The sequence below is a fragment of the Leisingera thetidis genome (assembly GCF_025857195.1).
GTDB classification, from domain to species: Bacteria; Pseudomonadota; Alphaproteobacteria; order Rhodobacterales; family Rhodobacteraceae; genus Leisingera; species Leisingera thetidis.
Genome location: NZ_CP109787.1, coordinates 335,252 through 352,712, shown reverse-complemented (window position 1 = coordinate 352,712; position 17,461 = coordinate 335,252). Strand labels below are relative to the sequence as shown.

The window sequence follows — 17,461 nt, the reverse complement described above, 5'->3', positions numbered from 1 at the left end:
ACGTTCAGGCAGAACGCAGCGAATGGCCGGAAACCTGAAGGTTTTTCGATGCGGGCCGCTGCGTGACGGCGGGGTGCCTGCGGGCGGCAGCTGGTGAGTTTCGCGCGTTTAGACGGGCGTTGCGTCATGCGGCCTGCTCCCGGGGGGGTGCTCGAGATGACGGCTTCTGACCGCGGCGGAAGATCTCGACGATGCGCATTGTCCCGCCACAGCAGGGGCATGGCTCACGCAGGGTGAGCGGGAGGACCTCGGCGGCTTCTGCCGGTTCTTGTGCCGGGCTCATTGCTCCGAGCAGGGCACGGCACCGCGCGATGTTGGCCTTGCGCTGCGCTGAGGCGAGCAAGCCGTAGTGCCGGATGCGGTGGAATCCATCGGGCAGGACGTGGATCAGGAAGCGGCGGATGAACTCGGGCGTGGCCAAACGCATGACCTTCTGCCGGTCGCCGGACTTGATGCGGTAGTCCTGCCAACGGGATGCCACGGTGCCCGCGTCGGCGCTGACGAGGCGGTGGTTCGAGATGGCCACCCTGTGGGTGTACCGGCTGAGATAGGCGAGCACGGCTTCCGGGCCTCCGAAGGGCGGTTTGGCGTCGTGTCGAAGACGCGCCTCCGGCACGATGACCATTCATTCGGACTTGCGCAAAGGAGCCAGCCACCCTGCGCAGGCATCGGCCTGCGCCAGCGGTTCCAGGCCGCCGAATAAGGCCAGTTCCCCGGCGCGGTGAAGCGCCATAAGCCCCTCCAGAAACAGCTGCCGGAACAAGCGCGACAGGACCCGCACATGCAGGAAGACCCCAGGCCGGCAGGCGATCCCTCTTGTGCCGCCCGGCAACAGGCCGCCGCCGGGCACGATCATAGGGATGTGGGGGTGATGGGTCAGCGCCGATCTGAGCTACCCCCTGAATTTCGGACACTGACGTAAGCTACGAATTGCTGTCTGTTGATCTTCGACGCAGAGGAGATCAGAGATGTCGAAACGGAAGAACCATTCGCCTGAGTTCAAGGCCAAGGTCGCGCTTGAGGCTTTGAAGGGCGAGCGGACTGTTGCAGAGCTGGCAAGCCAATTTGGCGTTCATCCGACGATGATCCACAGCTGGAAGCGGGCGCTCCTGGAGGGCGCGTCCGGCGTGTTCGAGCGTGGCGGCAAGAAAACCCCGGAGATTGACGAAGAGCAGGTCAAAGAGCTGCACGCTAAGATTGGGGAGCTGGCCGTTGCCAACGATTTTTTGTCACGAAAGCTCAAACCGTGGATCGGCAAGTGAGGCGGAAAATGATCGAGCCTGCCAATGCCAATCTGCCCATTGGCAAGCAGTGCAAGCTGCTGTCGATCTCGCGGTCGTCGTTCTATTATCAACCCAAAGGCGAGACGGCTCTGAACCTGATGCTGATGCGTCGGATCGACGAACAGTTCCTGGAAACGCCGTTCTTCGGTGTGCGGCAGATGACTTGGCATCTGCGCAATGAGGGTCATTTGGTGAACGAAAAGCGGATCAGGCGGCTGATGAGGGTGATGGGGCTCATGTCGATCTACCAGAAGCCCAACACCAGCAAGGCAGCGAAGGGACACAAGACCTACCCCTATCTGCTGCGTGGTCTGCGGGTGGGGCGCCCGAACCAGGTCTGGGCGGCAGACATCACCTATCTGCCAATGCGCAAGGGGTTCCTGTATCTGGTGGCGATCATTGACTGGCACACCCGCAAGGTGCTGGCCTGGCGCATCTCGAACACGCTGGAAGCGGACTTCTGTGTCGAGGCGCTGAACGAGGCCATCCACAAGTTCGGTCCGCCCGAGATCATGAATACAGATCAGGGCAGCCAGTTCACGTCCTTCGCCTGGACGGACAGGCTGCGGCGATCCGGTGTGCGCATCTCGATGGATGGCAAAGGCCGGTTCCTCGATAACATCTTCGTCGAGCGGCTCTGGCGGAGTCTGAAATACGAGTGCGTCTACCTGCACGCTTGGGAGACTGGATCAGAGGCGAAGGCAGGCGTCGGCAGATGGATCGAGTTCTATAATCGAAAACGCCCACATTCCGCCCTTGGCGGCAAGCCTCCTGCCGTGGTCTATTGGCTGAGAAAAGACGAAACCCAACCTGGTCAGCAGCGGCAGAAAGTAGCTTAAATTACGCCAGATCCTGTCCAACGATCGGGGAGTAGCTCAATCCCCAGGTATGCAGCACGCTGGTCATGCCCATCCGTTCCCGCCTCCAGCAGATGCGTCGCGAAGCTTTGGCGGAGTGTGTGCAGGGTCGCGGGCTTGTTGATCCCTGCCATGTGTTTTGCGGACGTGAACGCCCGGTTCAGTTGCCGCGGTGACAGCGGGTTGATCTTCGGCTTGCCCGGGAACAGCCAGCCCTCCGGCCGCGCCTCGCGCCAATAGTCGCGCAAAAGCTCCAGCAGCCCCGCGACAGGGTAATCCCCCCCGATCTTAGGGGGATGCGAAAGTAGAATTTTCTCGGCAGGATGAACGAGGAGATTCCGATGAAGAAGACACGGTTCACAGAAGCGCAAATCATGGGCGTGCTGCGCCAGATGGAAGGCGGTGTGCCTGCCGCCGAGCTGTGCCGAGAGCACGGGAGTGAGGTGGAATAGGAATTGATCCAGTGGATCAATTCCCCGCCGAACCAGCGCGGCCCTGTACAAATGGCGGGCGAAGTATGGCGGCATGGACGCCAGCCTCATCAGTGAGAGCGAGCCTTTGTCCGCCATTGGTCCGAGGACAATGGCGAGCGGCAATGGCCGAGGAGAACCGGCGGCTGAAGCGCATGTTTGCCGACGTCAGCATGCAGAACGACCTGCTCAAGGAGGCGCTTGGATAAGTAAGATCCTGAACGCCGCTGGTTCGAGAGAAGGATCGAACGATCCGGCCAGCTCAACGCCGAGAGTTGGCCGTGAAAGCGGTGGCGATGAAGGGCGTCAGCATTGCGCTGGCCTGCCGAGCATTCGATGTCAGCGAGACCTGCTATCGCTACAGCCCGAAGCTCGACGACGAGAACGAGCAGATCGCCAATCTGCTCCTCGGGCTGACGACTGCGAAGAAGACCTGGGGCTTCGGCCTGTGTTTCCTGTACATGCGCAATGTCCAAGGACATGGCTGGAACCACAAGCGGGTCTACCGGATCTACCGCGAACTGGAGCTGAATCTCAGGATCAAGCCGCGCAAGCGGTTGAAGCGGGACAAGCCCGAAACGCTGGCGGTTCCGCAGGCTGCGAATGAGGTCTGGTCCATGGATTTCATGGCGGATCGCCTTGGAGATGGCCGCCAGTTCCGGCTGTTGAACGTCCTGGACGACTTCAACCGCGAAGGCCTGGGCATCGAGATCGACTTCTCGCTACCCGCCGAACGCGTCGTCCGGGCGCTGAACCAGATCATCGAATGGCGCGGTTCACCGAAGACGATCAGGGTGGACAACGTCCTATGTCGGGAAATTCCGGCTGCTTAGGTCAGCAGGTCATGGAGCATCCGGAGCCCCGGACGCCCTGACAGGTTTGCCCAGACGGGCTCTGCCGTCAAGAAATGATCTCTTCCATAGCAAACACAGGGTACGCGCTCCGGCGGCCCTCACCGTCCTTAATACGAGATCCCAAATCCCAAGCAGAAAGCCCGAACATTATCTACGAGGTCAGCGAACTGCCTCCACGGCCATTACAGAGAGAGGTCCTTCCGCCTGGGCTCACCCCTCGAAGAAGGGGCGATAAGGTTCACCGTGTTTGACCACGGCGTGAACGGTGCGCGCCATCTTGGCAGCAATCGCGGTATAGGCCTTGCGGCGCAGGTGAGCATTGTGCCGGTCCTTCGAAATGTAACGCTCAAACTTGTCGCGGAAGCTGTTTGTCTTCTTCAACGCGGCCGTCTGACCCGCCATCCAGAGCGTGCGCCGGAGCCGGGCATTGCCATACTTGGAGATCTTGCTTTGTCCGCGGAACATCCCGGATTGCACGGTGGCGAGATCCCTCTCGGCAGATTGCTACGCAATCGCCTTCCGGGCAATGCATGCCGCAGAACTTAAGGAACTGGCGGTGATGCCGGAAGCGGCGCAGATCACCCGCCTCAGCCAGGATGGTCATTGCGTTGATCGGGCCGATGCCGGGGATGGTCGTCAGCAGCTGATAGTCAGGCAGGCCGGACAGAAGTTCGACGGATCTGGCCTCAATCTCATTGCGCTGTCGGATCAGGCTGCGGCCTTCGGCGAGAACGAGGCGGAACATACGCACGGCGTCGGAATGCGGGCCGACAGGAAGCCCGACTGAACCCGCAGCAGTCGTGTAAATGTCTGAAAGCAGGCGTTCTTTGGCAACCTTGCGGCCGACGACTTGCCAGGCATCGGCGATGAATGCCTGCCGGCTCATGGCCGAGATCATGTGAGGGGACGGGTACTTCTCGAGAAACGCCAGGAACCAATCCGTCCGGGAGCTTCTGTGAAACCGCTCGGCTTCGGGAAAATACAGAGGCAGGTAATGGGTCAGGATGCGATGCCAGAGTTCGGTCTTCGACCGCGAAACGATTTCATGGGTCTTTGACAGTTCCTGAATGTCAGCGGTTCCGGTGGCCAGCGGATCGTGGAAGAACTGCACGGCCCCAATTTCCAGCATGTGAAGGATGACCTGGGCGTCCTTCGGGTCGTTCTTGTCCCAGCTGTTGTGCAGGGCCTCCCGCGTCCGGGCCAAGCCCACGGAGGACACGAGCTTCAGCTCGAACCCCGCCTGGCCGAGATGATGTGCCAGTGCCCGATGATAGTTGCCGGTTGCTTCGAACCCGATCCTAACCGGCAGGCCGTAACCGGAAAGAGCTGCCACCAAACGCCCGAAGTCATCCAGAGTATTGGTGATGGTCATGCGGCGGCGGCGTTTCTTGCCGGGAGCACCGATCAGAACTTCGTGGCGGTGTTTGGAAATGTCGATGGCGACCAGTAAGGTCGGCGCAGTAGAATAGGTGGCGGTCATAGCCGGTCTCCTCAGCGGTGTGGTTTATGCAAAACCACTGTTGAGACCTGAGACCCGGTTATGGCCACCCGCTGCGCGATTTGAGGGCTGCGCGCGTGGCCATAACCTCTCAGCGGCTAATCTTCCCGACGTGCTACGGCCCGGAATACATCAGCGGCACTTTGATGGAATGGGCCGAACACAAGGGCATAGCCCTGGCCCACATCCAGCCGGGAAAGCCGCAGCAGAACGCTTATGTCGAGCGCTACAACCGGACGGTCCGGCACGAAGGGCTGGACCTCCATATCTTCGAAACCATCGACGAGGTGCAGCAGATTGCCACCGAGTGGCTATGGTCCTACAACAACGAGCGCCCCAACATCGGCAACGGCGGCATAACGCCCGCCCTGAAATTGAAAATGGCCGCGTAAATTCTACGACCAAGCCCCCGTAAAAACGGGGGATTACCTCTGGCCTGGGCCGCTGCGCGTCAGCCTCCACGGAGAAATCCGGTTCCTCCCGCGCCAGACGCGGGCCCCTCCCGATTTCACCGCTCCGCCCCGTGTATCCGATCACCGTCCGGCCGAAGGCCGGGCTGCGCCCACCCTGCTTTGCCCTCCGGCAGACACGAGGTCTTCCGAAGTGAAATCAGGGAAGGCTTCGCCACTGGCGGAACAGGAGGCGCGAGCGGGGATGTTGGAGACACGAAAAAGGAAAGGGTCTGCCGCAAATGGCAAAACTATGTGTCGCCCGACAATTTGTGTTGGGCGACACATAGTTTTTCCTTCCAGGCTCCGCTAAGCCTTTGATTTTAGGCCAGTGGAAAACTCGTGATCGCACCTGTCTTTCCTTTTGCGACTCATAGACTTGCCATCGGTAGAAGCGGATCTTTTCGGCCGGCGCCGTTCAAACTTGGTCAGGAGCATATTTTGCAATGCTGAGTGCCAGGCGCGAGCGACAGCTCAGCGCAGGAAGCTGCCGCTGCAAAGTTGCGAACCGTCTTCGCCCTTCGAAACCTGACCGGCCCTAACCAGTCATTCAACCTGCTGTTCCTTACGGCGGTGCAGCTTTCTGTTAGCCGTCATTCGCCGTAATGGCTTGCCATACAACTTGCACCACTTTGATCATGGCAATCCGTCACGCTCATATCTCGGCGGGGAGCAACTGGCCTTTGTCCTGCTGGATCTGTGCTTCGAGAGTCTCGCGACGGCGCGCCAGCGTCTCTTGGTACTCCTGCGCTTCGCGGCCGGTGAAGAAGCTCGCGTCCGGCGCCAAGCGGCCAACCGCTTCTTCGACCTCCTTGAGGCTAACCCGAAAAAACTCTTTCCGCATATTCGACATGTTGATGCGGCGTTCGGCAAACTCTCGATGAAGCGCATTCTCGAGCGCAGGCGCTTCCTCCGAATAGATCATCGCGTGGGTGTCGAAGCCGAAGGGCACGCTGGCATCGCCCAGTTCCTTGACCCGGTCGTCCGGCTCGAGGCGTCGCGTGAGCCCGATCTTCACAACATCCTCGCCGAAGGAGCCGATGTTCGAGATGATGTAAACGTAGCCAGACTTCGTCATTTCGGCCATGGCACGGGCCCGCTCGGAAGCCGCGTGCGCCTCGGCCAACTGCGCTTCCAGTTCCGCGATCCGCGCCTCGTCTGTTCCGGCTTCAAGGCGCGCCTTGTCGAGAAGATTCTGATATTCGGCCTCTTTTTTCTCCGCTGCTGCCGCCTCGGCCAGGAGTTTCTTCTCCTCCCGCTCAGCGCGAGCCATCTCAGCGCGCTCCTCCTTCTCAATCTTCAGCTGCTCGCGGTACTCATGGGTGAGGCGGAGCTCCTCGACCTTTAGCTCCAGGTACTTGGGATTGATGGTGAGGTTCATCGAGGCATTGGCGCTGTCGATCTGCTTGGCGGCATTGCGGACACGCTTCTCCATAGCCACCACGTTGTTCCAGCGGGTGTTCGCGATGGCCGCCTCACACTCACCGTTGAAGGCGCGCAGCGTCAGCCGGGATTGTCGGTTGATCATCGTCTGCCCCTTCGACTTGCTCCCATCCACTGTCCAATCGGTCGGGCATTGCGTCGCAATCTTGTTCGAAACATAGTCCTTCTGACGCGCCCGCACGGCGGTGATCGCATCCTTGTAGGCCTTGCTGTCACCGAAATCAAAATGAGGCTCGTAGACCCCGAGTTCGGCGAATGCCAGGCGCTCATCGTAGACTGCGATCTGCTCTTGGAGCGCGGTCAAGTGCTTGCGTTTCTCGGCGTAGGTTGCGCGGACCTGGACGATTTCAGCCTGCACCGCCTCGGTCTGCTGGATAATCTCGTGCATCTTGCGCTCCGCCTCGAGGCGCGCCGTGACGATGCCCTCGGCAGCCTCCGCTTTTTCGCCTGCGATCTTTGCCTCGACCTTGGCCAGCTCTTCCTCAACGGAAACGACAGGCCCGAAGCGCTCCTTGAGCGCCGCGGTCTCCTCCCGCGCCCGCTTCAGCTTTCTCAACACAACGATGGTGGTGATTAGAAACGGGATTGGCAGGGCCAACCAGACGAGCAGAAGAATAGTGCTAGTATCCATAAAACCACATACCTCAGGAGCTAATCTCGAGTTGCAATACTCGCCGAGATTGCATGGGGCAGGAGTGGCGTGCAACCGAGTTGTTGGCGGCGCCCTCGGGATCGTTTCGATCGGCCTCCGTAAATTTCCTCGTGGTGGAGCACTACAGGCCAAGGACAAAGTTGGAGCAAGTCAGTATTCATCTCGCCTGCACTACGCGAGTGATCGGCCCAAACCTACCGTTGGCTACGACATCTGAATGCTGCTGCCGCAGCCCGCTTTGCCGTCATTCGCATCAGGTGTGGCATCTGAATCTGATCCAAGACACAGTCTACGGATTAACGGTCGTTGGTTATCGTTTGGTATCATTGTTCCAGCCGACCTGTTGCCATTCAGTGCCATCGAACCAAACAGCGCCTTCAGACCTTCTCCAACAGGCCTCTTCGTTTGCACCCTTAGGCCAAGTGTTGCGTTCCGCGATCATTATCCAAACTGGTTCAATTTTGCTCTCATCTGCATACCGTCGAAGCGCAGCCTCATCTATGACCACTGCTGTCTGATGGCTCACGGGCCGTTGGGATTGAACAACTGTCTTTCCAGCATTGTCGATCCAGCGCTGAGGTCCCTCTGAAGACATGGTCAGACCTAATTCTTCGGCTAACCATTTTTGTGGCATGTAGCTTGTGAAGCCTTCGGGCAGCGTTTTGTCGAGATGGCTTTCCCAATGGTAGTGCGCAACCGGGATGGCAAACTCACAATCGGGTGGTGCCCTCCAAATGTGCTGGTCGAATTTCGCTGAATTCCAAGTGTCGCGCCAGAATGCTTCTCGCAAAAAGGGGCCATCAGTGAATTCTCGGGGTTGAAAGTCGTTAACACTCAGGCTCGCTTCAGCAGCAAGATATTCTGTGAAGTCAGAGGCTTTCCCTTTCCTTACAAACACACAGTAGAAGAACCTGAACTCTTCGTATCGCTTGCCATGGTCTCCAGGCCGCGGCTCTGCGTAGTTCGCTTCCGCCAGATTAAATTCGTATAGCACCAGCCATCGTCTCTTGTTTTCATCCTCTCGCACCAGTTTGTCCGACATTGCTTGAGTGGGATCTTCGGTGAACGGCCACTCTTTCAACTTTTCTTCGGCCACTTCCGGTAGCACGATCTGAGGTTCGGACATCCAGTCAATGTCAGCCTGCGGTGAGGAGGGGTAGCGGGTTGCAATAGGCAGGATGGTGGGCTCGATGTTTCGGCGGCACTCATGATGGCTATACCGATACTGGTGTGGCCGCTCTGGCCAACCTTCGAGGACCCAAAAATTGTCCGCCAACCTAGCTTGCAACTCATCTAGAGCAATGCGCTGATACTTCTTCCCTATACGCTCAAGGTCGTTCTCATGGCGTGAGTAACTTCCTCCGTACCCATCCTTTGGGAATAAATCTTCTGTCCATCCAAGCTCGTAGGCTCGCTTGGTAATCCAGAGACGGCACTGTTGAACGCTGATTGTCTCGTAATCACCGTGGCCCGCTGCATCGTTGAAATACTCATCAACTAATCGCCTCTGTTCTTCCGCATTTAGCAGTTTGTTCAGTTCAGCAAGAGCGTCTTCCTTGCTGATTTCAATGCCTTTTCCCTCTACCTCTAATTCGATGACTTCCTCTTCCGCCTCATTGCTATCTTTATCGATAATCGTCCTTAGAATGATTTCGATTGGAACGATTGATACCTGTTCGTAAGACTCAAGCGCCGCCACTCTTTCTGGGTAAGGATCAATGACTTCAGCTTTGAAGCGGTCTTTCACTTCTGAAGCTGCGACGGGTTTGGGGTCCGAAAGTCGTGTGGTTAGGAAGCCACGCACTCGGCCCGGGATGCTATACTTGCCGTAGTCACCCCACTCACTCGACGCCGACCTGAAGATTGCCTTGCCGCCACGACTATCTGCGATTTTCTCAACTTGCTCTTTTGTCAGGTCGAATTTCGGCTCTTCTGAGCCGAAGGGGTGGCAACAATTTTCGAGGTTTGCTCCCACTTCCAGGGCGTTTTTGTGCGATGCGAGCTCGACGATCCCCAGAGCGTAATCCCTGGTCATCAGCGACACCGGCGGCGCACCTTCAGCAAAAGCCTTTGCGAAGACGAGGCTCGAGTATGCCCTGAGCCGCTCCACACTGGGATCGATGCAACAGGCTCCAAAAGCTGCTGCATAAAGCCTTTCAACCACGTAGGGATCATTGCAGGAGTTCATCTCCTCAAAGACAAAGTCGAATACATCCGACCTGCTTAAGAAAAGTGAGGTCAGCGCTTTAGTCGACCGATCCCGCAAAGTAATGTGGGATGACGACAAGGACCATGCCAAGACTAAAGATGCTAACTCCATGTGCCTGGCGTCGGTTTTCCGGTCTTTTGTCGACATTGCCCAGGAGATGATGCGATCGATCTGGCTGAACTCTTCTCTGGACGCCCAGTTGATCCAGCGGGTCCAGTGACTATCTCGTTCTGCCATCCCAAAGCTTTGCAGGTGCGCGTTCAGAAACTTCGCATTGTAGGGATGATCGATTGTGATGGACACTTCCAGTAGCAAGCCTTGAGGGTCGATAGAGTAACCGTCCAAAGCGTTCAGAAGGTCTTCGGCGTCATTTGTGAATGCGTCCAACTTTCTCCATTTGAAGCTTTCGGCAAAACCCTGTTGGAGCGGGCCGTCTTCCCAGTGTCTTTCCCATTCAGGCACCTCGGTGGCGAACTCCGTGCCGAGTTTTTCTGGGTAGATCGTCGACAATGCGCCTACAAGTCCAGCGTATTCATAGCGAATCGGGCTCGAAAGTTCGCCGTTATAAAACAGGAAGTTCAGCGGCCCTCTTGCCTGAAATTCCGCCCCCAATTGCGACGGGGCCTTCTGAATGCCCGTCCACTCAAGAAGGATCCGCCCCAGCCTAGTGATCGACCACAAATTGGTGCGAACGGCAGCCCTAGCGGCAACTACTTTTTCGGCCAACGCGTCGGCCATAAGGTAGTCTTGAAAACGTTGAAATGAGAACCTGATCAGTTCAGAGGGAGGGTTCAGCGGATCGATGTTCTTCGAGTAAGGAGGCGGATCACGACGGAGCAGGCTTGATTGAATGAAGACATCGAGCCATGATTTTCCTTCGGGTGCTTGGCGACTGCCAAACTGCTCGTGTGCAAGGTCACGGGCAACTTCAAGTTCAACGAAATCTTGCCCATTGTCCGCCATGGTAGTCGCGATGCGTTGCACAAACCTTTTGAGCGACGATGACAAATCCTCAGGTAGAACAGAGCGCACACCAGTTCTGGAGGCGATCCCATCGAGGTAAAATGCCATCAACTCTGAAACGCCCTGCAAACCTCTAGGAAATTCTGACTCACCTCGTTCAAGCAGTGCTTCGCTTGTGCTTTTTAAGAAGAGAGGGTTGGTGAACTCGGGGGAGAGCCAGGGCGTGTTTGGGCGAGATATGCCCTTGTTGTCCAGGTATTGGATTGCGGCGCGTTCCCGTTCTTCAAGGCTGAAGAAGCCTTGCATGCTGAAGGCGGGCACGGTCTTCAAAAGGTTTTCTGGAATTGCATACCTCGAGTAAACATCCCGGCAAGAAAATACGGCAGCGATGTACGGATATGGGCGCAGTGCATCGACGACTTGAGGTATCCAGTGCATCCAGTAGGTTGAGCCTGCTCCTTCGTTGATTGCGTCAAAGAAGAGAAGAGTTCTTTGCCCTTTCCTTGAACCGGCTGCGTCCAGAATACCAAGAATTTCGTCTGAGGTTTTTGCTTCAAGCCCCAAGATGCCGCCGAGTTGCGGCCAAAATGGAGCGTCAGACAAGTCTTGACCCAGAATAACGACGGTCGGCAAACCGTCTTGAACACGTTGTGATGCGGCTTGTCCTAGAGAGTGGGATTTGCCTGAACCGGCTTCGCCAAGCACTATCGCAGACTTAGCGGCCTCGGCAGACCAGTCACGTTGCCTGAGCGCTTCGTCGAGCGTGGCAAGAGCCGCCTGAAGGTCTCTCAGGCTATCTTTAACAACCGTGAACTTCTGTTTCTCGGTTTCCTCTAGGTTTTTGCTATCGATATTTGAGAAAGGTCGTACTAGGTTCCACGCAAGTCTGTGTAGTTCATCCAGCGTTCCTTTGGCCTTTGCCAAATTCCAGTCTATCGTTGGTTCCTGATCGATGAGCGCTTGCATCTCAACAAGTTCCGACCAGAGCGAATTCGCTTCTGCTAAAACCTTGGGATCTGGTTTCAACGAAGTTGTGGTAAACTCGATTGACGGAACTCTGTTGCTCGCCAAGAAAGAAAAAGCATCTTGAAGACGCGCACGCGATTTTGGCCCTCTAACAATAGCGTCGAACATTGCTTCAATTGAAACTTCGACATGGTCTTCAGGGTTGAAACGATCGTCTAATTTAAGTGTTGCCGCCTCGACTTGGCGTTTGAACCACGCGTCGTCGAGGACATCGCCGCCGAACCAAAAACGCTGCAAGGCGAGATTTTCGTTGACCAGAAGCTTGTCATTGATGACCGTCGCCCCCCAGCACTCGAACTCAATCGAAATAGAACTTTTGGCAGCCAGAGCTTTCCAAGCCGCAACGTGATCGTCCCACTTTTCTTGTTGTGACTTGCCTTTCGCCTTTGGGCCCCGCTTAGGAGTGAAGTCGAGCGGCAGCGCAAACACATATCTCGTGAGCTCTGGATGGGTCTTCAGCGCTTGCTGGACAGACTTTTCCATTTGTTTCCATTGAGCGTCGCCAAGAGTTTCAAAAAACTTCGACTGATAACCAATCTTGTCGCCGTTATTTAGTAACCAGATAGCCTCAACACCGCCATCGCCGCCCCGCCCATCATTGGGCTGGAATTCATGAGCGTTTTCTGGTGGCTCCCTTCGCGCGAGAACCTTTACCAAAGCTTCAAACGAGTCCCGTCGTCCGGTTTCGAAACCATTAATCTCTTGAAGGTTTATCATTTAAATTAATGCCGATTCCGCTGATTATAAACACAATGTGAGGGTGGGTTCCCAAATGATCCAGCTAGAAGCGCCAAATTCCAGTCCCAGTCCATCTTTCATTAGAACAGTATCGGTCTAACCGCCAAGCGGCTTCTTGGATATCTTTTTGGTGCATTCGATGTAGACTGCCCGATGCTTTGGAATGTCCGCTCTGCCCGATGTGCATGATAGCTTTGCGAACGCAGCTAAAGTCCGGTTTCCGCCCGACCTGCTTGCGCTGGCCCGCCTGACTGATCACCAGGCAGGCGGCCGCTTTGGGCTGTCCGGGCCTTTTCGATGCTCGTCTTGAACACCCGTTCTTGGGTGGGCAAATCCCGAGCTTTCAGCTCGTGATCGGGCTCTATCCGGATACCGACTGCATCGGCATCCGGACGGAACCTGGACAGATCAAACTCCCTGCGGCCCGGGAGCGGCGGAACGCGTCTCGTTCCGAGCCACTTTCCACCGCGGCCACAAGTCGTTTGAACTACCCAGTTTCCGCCTCAGAAGGTAACGATCCCTTTTGCGGTAGCAGGACTTGACTGTCTGGCCGGGGCGGCTGGCCTTCTGTAAGAGACAGTAGAAATCCGCGCGGGGCGCGCGGATTGCATATCCCAGGAGTCGTGGCAGGGCATCGACGGGCTGCGCCCGCTCCCCCCTGCCCCGGCATTTTCCGTTTGATTGGTCCGCCTGCCATCCGGCCGGCAATCTGAACACGGGTTCTGATGCCGCTGCGCGTCAGCCTCCACGGAGAAATCCGGTTCCTCCCGCGCAGGCGCGGGCCCCTCCCAATTTCACCGCTCCGGCCCCGTGTGTCAGATCACCGCCCGGCCGCAGTCCGGGCTGCGCCCACCCTGCTTTGCCCTCCGGAAGACACGAGGTCTTCCGAAGTGAAAATCAGGGAAGGCTTCGCCACTGGCGGAACAGGAGGCGCGAGCGGGGATGTTGGAGACACGAAAAAGGAAAGGTTCTGTCGCAAATGGCAAAACTATGTGTCGCCCGACAATTTGGGAAGTGGCGGACCGAGGAGGATTCGAACCCCCGACCCCTTGATTCGTAGTCAAGTACTCTATCCAGCTGAGCTATCGGTCCACTGCGGCGGGGTTTAATCATAGCACCGCAAAGGCGCAACCCCAAAAACAAAAATAGTTTCCACCGGCTGCTGCCCTTCAGCCGGCCTGCGTGCAAGAGCTCAGATCGTGCCGTCGCCCTGCGGCAGGCAAATCTCAAACACCGTGCCGTCGGGGCCGGTTGTTTTCAGTGTGACCGAGCCGCCATGGCCGCGGGCCAGTTCGCCGGCAATGGCCAGCCCCAGCCCGGTGCCGCCCTTGCGCGCACCGCCCTGGAAAGGAGTGAACAGATTGTCCTGCGCCTTTTTCGGCAGGCCGGGGCCGGTGTCGGAAACGGTGATGTACCAGGCCCCCTCTTCCTCGCGCGCACCGACTGTGATCTGTCCAGGCTTGCCAGTGGCCGCAATCGCCTGGCGGGCATTGCGCACCAGGTTCATGACGATGCGGAACAGCTGCTCGGGGTCGGCCCGCAGCATCATCGGCTTGGGCACCGCGTTGACGATCTCCACCGCCCCGCTGTCCTCCGCCAGCAGCTCGCTTTCGGCGATATCGGCGACAATTTCATGCAGGCAGACCACCCCGAATGTCGGCGCCGGCTCCTCGGCGCGGCCGAACGCCAGGGTGCCCTCGCACAGCGACACCGCGCGGGTGATCGAATTCACCAGCTTCGGCGCCAGCCGCCGCACCAGCGGGTCCTCGCTCATCTCGATGCGGTCGGTGAACAGCTGCGCCGAGGTCAGGATGTTGCGCAGATCATGGCTCACCTTGGCCACCGCGCCGCCCAGCTGCGCCAGCCGCTCGCGCTGCTTCAGCGCATGGGTCAGTTCGGTCTGCAGCTGCATCAGCGCCTCTTCCGCCTCGCGCAGCTCGACCACGCCGGAGCTGGGGTGGATGATGCCGCGCGCATCCTCCGGCGCCGCCGCGTAGCGCTGCATATAGCCGACCACGCTTTTGATCGGCTTCACCAGCACGATCCGCACCGCGACGAACAGCAGCACCGCGGTGAACACCGAGATCACCGCCGACAGGATCAGGATCCGCACCCCGTAGTCGATCATCGCCGCGCGCAGCGGCGCGGTTTCCATGGTGACCTCGATCAGCAGCCCCGCATCGCGCACCGGCGCGCCGATCACCCGGATGATCTCGTTCTCCCGGGTCGCCAGCCGCAGCATCGCGTCGCGGATCAGCGTCATCGCCCCGGCCATGCGCAGGTCATAGGTGCCGGTGATCGGCCGCGGGATCGGCGAAGCCAGCATCAGCTGGCGGATCTCGTCGCGGCGCAGCACCACGTTGAAGACGCCCGCGTTTTCCAGCAGCTCCGCTTCCAGCTCGGTGTCCAGCATGTCGTCGGCCAGCAGCGCAAGCGAGGCGATCTGCGCCCGCTGCAGCCGGTCCGACAGGTAATCCTCGCGGAACCGGGCGATCGACGGCACGAAGATCAGCACCTCGGCCAGCATCACGAAGACCGTGGTCAGGATCAGGAATCTGCCCGAAAGCGTGTTGAGCATGAAGCGGCCTTCAGTTCATGAAATCCAGCGCTGAACAAAGCGCACTGCGCGTTTAACAAGGCTGCTGCCGAACAGCCGCGGGGAGAAATAGGCCCCCGCCACCCGTTTGTTAACCTCGCCGATGCTGGGATAAGGCGCAACCATGGCTGCAATCTGGCTCATTTTCAATCGGTTGGCCAGTGCCATGGACCACAACCCGATCAGTTCGCCCGCCTGGTGGCCCGCAATGGTGACGCCCACGGGACGGCCCTTGAAGACCATCACCTTGATGAAGCCTCCGGTCTTGCGCTCGGCAATGGCGCGGTCGTTGTGGTGGTAGCCGAACCGCGCCACCTCCAGTTTCACGCCAAAGCGGTCGCGCGCCTGTAATTCGGTCAGCCCCACCTGCGCCAGCTCCGGGTCGGTGTAAGTGACCCAGGGGAGATGGCCGGTCTTTGCCTTGGAGGGCAGGCCGAACAGGGCGGAGCGGATGATGACGCTGGCGTGGTAGCCCGCCACATGGGTGAACTGCATTCCCCCCGCCACGTCGCCGATGGCGTATACCTTCCTGTTGGTGGTCAGCAGGCTCCCGTCCACCTTGATGCCGTTGCCTTGTGTTTCGATCCCCGCCGCCGCGAGGTTCAGCCGCTCCATATTGGCCTTGCGCCCCACCGCCATCAGCAGGTGGCTGCCCTTGAACACACTGCCGTCCCTGGTTTCGACCTCAACCGCTCCTGCCTGGCCGCCGATGCGGGAGACCATGGCGCCCTCGGCAATCTCCACGCCTTCGGCGCGCAGGGCATCCAGCACCAGCGCCGCGGCCTCGGGATCATCCTTGCCCAGCGCTTTCAGCCCTTCGATCACCGTCACCTTGCAGCCCAGCCGCACATGCGCCTGGGCCATTTCCATGCCAATCGGGCCGCCGCCGATAATCAGGAGATGCTCCGGCTTCACGCGCAGATCGAACAGCGTCTCGTTGGTTTCATAAGGGACCTTGCCGAGCCCCGGGATCGGCGGCACCAGCGGCGACGAGCCGGTGGCAATCACCACCCGCCGCGCGGTGATGCGGTAATCGCCGGCGGCGACTTCGGTTTCCGACACGAAATGGCCGAACTCCCGGATCACCCGCACACCAAGGTCTTCGAACCGCTCCTGGCTGTCCACCGGGGCGATGGTGCCGATCACCTCATGCACATGATCCTTGGCCGCGCCGTAATCCGCCTGCGGCACCTGATCCGCCACCCCAAACGCCGCCGTGTGCGCCTGGGCGTAGGCCGCCTTGCCGCTGGCCAGCAGCGCCTTGGAGGGCACGCAGCCGTAGTTCAGGCAGTCGCCGCCCATCTTGTGGCCTTCCAGCAGCACCACATCGGCACCCATCTGGCTGGCCCCGGCGGCCACCGACAACCCGCCCGACCCGGCCCCGATGACCAGCAGATCGCATGTGATTCTGCTCATGTTCAGCTGTCCTTGTTCCGTTTTCCGCGCAGGGTGCCGCGGAAGTATTTCACCACGATCGGCATCGCCGCCAGCACGCACAGCCCCAGAATCGGCCCGATCACATGCGGTTCCCACAGCAGGCTGAGATCCGGCTCGCCGCCGCGGTCGAACACCGCCCCGACCCCGACGCCGATCCAGGTAAAGACGATGGCGCCCGGAATGATCCCGACCGCGGTGGTCCACAGGAAGTTGCGGAACTTCACCCCGACCAGCGCGGGCAGGAGATTGGCCACAAAGAACGGCACCGCCGGCACCAGACGCAGCAGCAACAGAACCTCGACCTCATTCTCCCGCAGCGCCTGTTTCAGCATCTGCACCCGGCCCTCTGCCGCCTCGATCCTGGCGGTCAGCATCGCCCCCAGCCCCCAGCGCGCCGCCAGAAAGATGCCCGCCGCGCCGATGGTTGCGGACATCACGTTGAGAGCGGTTCCGGCCGCCAGCCCGAACAGGAACCCGCCGGTGACAGAGGCCACCGCCGCACCGGGCAGCGAGAACACCACGACAGCAACATAAATGCCGATGAACAGCGCTGCGAGCCCTGCGAAGTTCTGATCCCGGAAAGCCAGCAAGACCTCGCGGTTGTCGCGCAGCGTGTCGAATGTCAGATGGTCCTTCAGCGTCACCGCCCCGATCACCGCCACAACTGCCAAGGCGATCAGCGGCAGATGGCGGGCCAGGCCGGGATTGGAGCCGGACTGGTCCTTGGACCGGGACTCGGTATTCGGTGTTTCGCTCATGTCACTTGTTGGTCCTGTTGATCCGTCTCTGCAGCAGTGCCTTTTAGCTACGTGTTAAATGGTCCGCAGGCGAGGCCGGGCAGCCCTGCCTCACGGCTGCTTGATCACCTGCCCCGGATTCGTGAGATTTATGGCGGAATCACCGCCCGGATGTTACATCTGCCCTGTCCGGTGGCCGCCCCGGCACGGTTTTTGGCAGAAATGTTGCACATCTCCCCGAAAACCCGT

General features: G+C 59.0%; 6 protein-coding genes, 1 tRNA gene and 5 pseudogenes. 3 read left to right on the top strand and 9 right to left on the bottom strand.

The annotated features are described in order from the left end of the window. Positions 1–124: 124 nt before the first annotated feature. Positions 125–886 (bottom strand): annotated as a pseudogene (locus OKQ63_RS01750) (IS91 family transposase); the annotation flags it as partial. A gap of 82 nt (positions 887–968) precedes the next feature. Between OKQ63_RS01750 and OKQ63_RS01745 the strand changes: the two are divergent. Continuing rightward, positions 969–2,122 (top strand): IS3 family transposase gene (locus tag OKQ63_RS01745; protein WP_434086029.1). Its coding sequence is split into 2 segments (ribosomal slippage): positions 969–1,230 and positions 1,230–2,122, totalling 1,155 coding nucleotides; the frame shifts between segments, so codons are not numbered across the junction. Between the two features lie 71 nt (positions 2,123–2,193). On the opposite strand, the pseudogene OKQ63_RS01740 reads toward OKQ63_RS01745, so the two are convergent. After that, positions 2,194–2,403, bottom strand: a pseudogene (locus OKQ63_RS01740) (tyrosine-type recombinase/integrase); the annotation flags it as partial. Positions 2,404–2,481: 78 nt separating this feature from the next. Between OKQ63_RS01740 and OKQ63_RS01735 the strand changes: the two are divergent. Then, positions 2,482–3,413, top strand: a pseudogene (locus tag OKQ63_RS01735) (transposase); the annotation flags it as partial. 202 nt (positions 3,414–3,615) lie between these two features. Here OKQ63_RS01735 and OKQ63_RS01730 read toward each other — a convergent pair. After that, positions 3,616–4,944 (bottom strand): annotated as a pseudogene (locus OKQ63_RS01730) (IS110 family RNA-guided transposase). Positions 4,945–5,081: 137 nt separating this feature from the next. Between OKQ63_RS01730 and OKQ63_RS01725 the strand changes: the two are divergent. After that, positions 5,082–5,354 (top strand): annotated as a pseudogene (locus OKQ63_RS01725) (integrase core domain-containing protein); the annotation flags it as partial. A gap of 712 nt (positions 5,355–6,066) precedes the next feature. Here OKQ63_RS01725 and OKQ63_RS01720 read toward each other — a convergent pair. From OKQ63_RS01720 to OKQ63_RS01695, 6 genes are all read right to left on the bottom strand, one after another. Continuing rightward, positions 6,067–7,485: an SNIPE associated domain-containing protein gene (locus tag OKQ63_RS01720; protein ID WP_264212260.1), complete on the bottom strand. Its 1,419-nt coding sequence runs from the start codon at positions 7,483–7,485 to the stop codon at positions 6,067–6,069. Between the two features lie 331 nt (positions 7,486–7,816). Further along, positions 7,817–12,421, bottom strand: a complete 4,605-nt coding sequence (locus tag OKQ63_RS01715) for an NACHT domain-containing protein (RefSeq protein ID WP_264212259.1) — start codon at positions 12,419–12,421, stop codon at positions 7,817–7,819. 1,036 nt (positions 12,422–13,457) lie between these two features. Next, a tRNA-Arg gene (locus OKQ63_RS01710) sits at positions 13,458–13,534 on the bottom strand. A gap of 100 nt (positions 13,535–13,634) precedes the next feature. Next, positions 13,635–15,020 carry a sensor histidine kinase gene (locus tag OKQ63_RS01705; protein WP_264212258.1) on the bottom strand — a complete coding sequence of 462 codons (1,386 nt, stop codon included), beginning with the start codon at positions 15,018–15,020 and terminating at the stop codon, positions 13,635–13,637. A gap of 15 nt (positions 15,021–15,035) precedes the next feature. Next, positions 15,036–16,454 carry a dihydrolipoyl dehydrogenase family protein gene (locus OKQ63_RS01700; RefSeq protein WP_264212257.1) on the bottom strand — a complete coding sequence of 473 codons (1,419 nt, stop codon included), beginning with the start codon at positions 16,452–16,454 and terminating at the stop codon, positions 15,036–15,038. Positions 16,455–16,456: 2 nt separating this feature from the next. Beyond that, positions 16,457–17,233 carry a TVP38/TMEM64 family protein gene (locus tag OKQ63_RS01695; protein ID WP_264212256.1) on the bottom strand — a complete coding sequence of 259 codons (777 nt, stop codon included), beginning with the start codon at positions 17,231–17,233 and terminating at the stop codon, positions 16,457–16,459. Between the last annotated feature and the right edge of the window lie 228 nt (positions 17,234–17,461).